This window comes from Campylobacter sp. 2018MI10 (assembly GCF_018501175.1).
Classification (GTDB): domain Bacteria; phylum Campylobacterota; class Campylobacteria; order Campylobacterales; family Campylobacteraceae; genus Campylobacter_E.
In genome coordinates this window covers 1-1,641 of sequence record NZ_JAHCZD010000039.1, presented here as the reverse complement: position 1 = coordinate 1,641, position 1,641 = coordinate 1, and the positions used below count along the sequence as shown (strand labels likewise).

Here is a 1,641-nt window from a genome sequence, read left to right as displayed (position 1 = left end):
AAACCTTAGCAAGGAAGTAATGCTTATTTAAAGTAAGCGGACGGTCTATTAGTATTGGTCAGCTAAATGGCTTTCACCACTTACACACCCAACCTATCAAGCAGCTAGTCTTGCTGCGACCTTAAGAGAAGATTCATCTTAGAGTTGGCTTCGAGCTTAGATGCTTTCAGCTCTTATCACATCCGAACTTAGCTACGCTGCGATGCTCTTGGCAGAACAACAGCTACACCAGTGGTTCGTTCAACCCGGTCCTCTCGTACTAGGGTCAAATCTCTTCAATCTTCTTACGCCCACGGCAGATAGGGACCGAACTGTCTCACGACGTTCTGAACCCAGCTCGCGTACCGCTTTAAATGGCGAACAGCCATACCCTTGGGACCTGCTCCAGCCCCAGGATGCGATGAGCCGACATCGAGGTGCCAAACCTCCCCGTCGATGTGAGCTCTTGGGGGAGATCAGCCTGTTATCCCCGGGGTACCTTTTATCCTTTGAGCGATGGCCCTTCCACACAGAACCACCGGATCACTAAGACCGACTTTCGTCTCTGCTTGACGTGTTTGTCTTGCAGTTAAGCTGGTTTATGCCTTTATACTCTACAAACGATTTCCAACCGTTTTGAACCAACCTTTGTAAGCCTCCGTTATTTTTTGGGAGGCGACCGCCCCAGTCAAACTACCCACCAGACATTGTCCTACGTGAGGATAACTCACGCTAGTTAGCTACCCGAATAAGAAAGAGTGGTATCTCAACGATGGCTCATTATAAACTGGCGTCTATAACTCAAAGCCTCCCACCTATCCTGCACATTCTTATCCAAGTAGCAGTGTCAAGCTGTAGTAAAGGTCCACGGGGTCTTTCCGTCTTGCCGCGGGTAGGAGGAATTTTCACCTCCACTACAATTTCACTGGATCCCTCTTTGAGACAGCTCCCATCTCGTTACGCCATTCATGCAGGTCGGTATTTAACCGACAAGGAATTTCGCTACCTTAGGACCGTTATAGTTACGGCCGCCGTTTACTCGGGCTTCGATCAAGAGCTTCGCATTGCTGCTGACCCCATCAATTAACCTTCGAGCACCGGGCAGGCGTCACACCCTATACATCCACTTACGTGTTAGCAGAGTGCTGTGTTTTTGGTAAACAGTCGGGAGGGACTCTTTGTTGTAAGTTTCCTTGCTTTCGAAGTCAAATTCTAATACAAGGCTAACCACACCTTATACCGAAGATACGGTGCTATTTTGCAGAGTTCCTTAAAGAGAGTTCTTCCACGCGCCTTAGAATACTCATCCCACCCACCTGTGTCGGTTTACGGTACGGGCAACATTATCTAAACTTAGAAACTTTTCTTGGCTCGACGGCATCAGCAATTCTTCCTTCCATCCGAAGACTTCAGAAAGCCTTTCAGTTCTCGGTCTAATGTTATACGGATTTGCCTGTATAACAACCTACTACCTTAGACTAGCACTTCCATCCGCTAGCTTGCTTAGCCCTAAGCGTCCTTCCATCGCACAATAATGTTGGTATTGGAATATTAACCAATTTTCCATCGCATACCCCTTTCGGACTTTGCTTAGGACCCGACTAACCCTACGATGACGAGCATCGCGTAGGAAACCTTGGGTTTACGGCGTTAATGATTCTC

At 47.9% G+C, this 1,641-nt stretch carries 1 rRNA gene; it reads right to left on the bottom strand.

The annotated features are described in order from the left end of the window. Positions 1-28: 28 nt before the first annotated feature. Positions 29-1,641 (bottom strand): 23S ribosomal RNA (locus tag KJR01_RS09535); the annotation flags it as partial.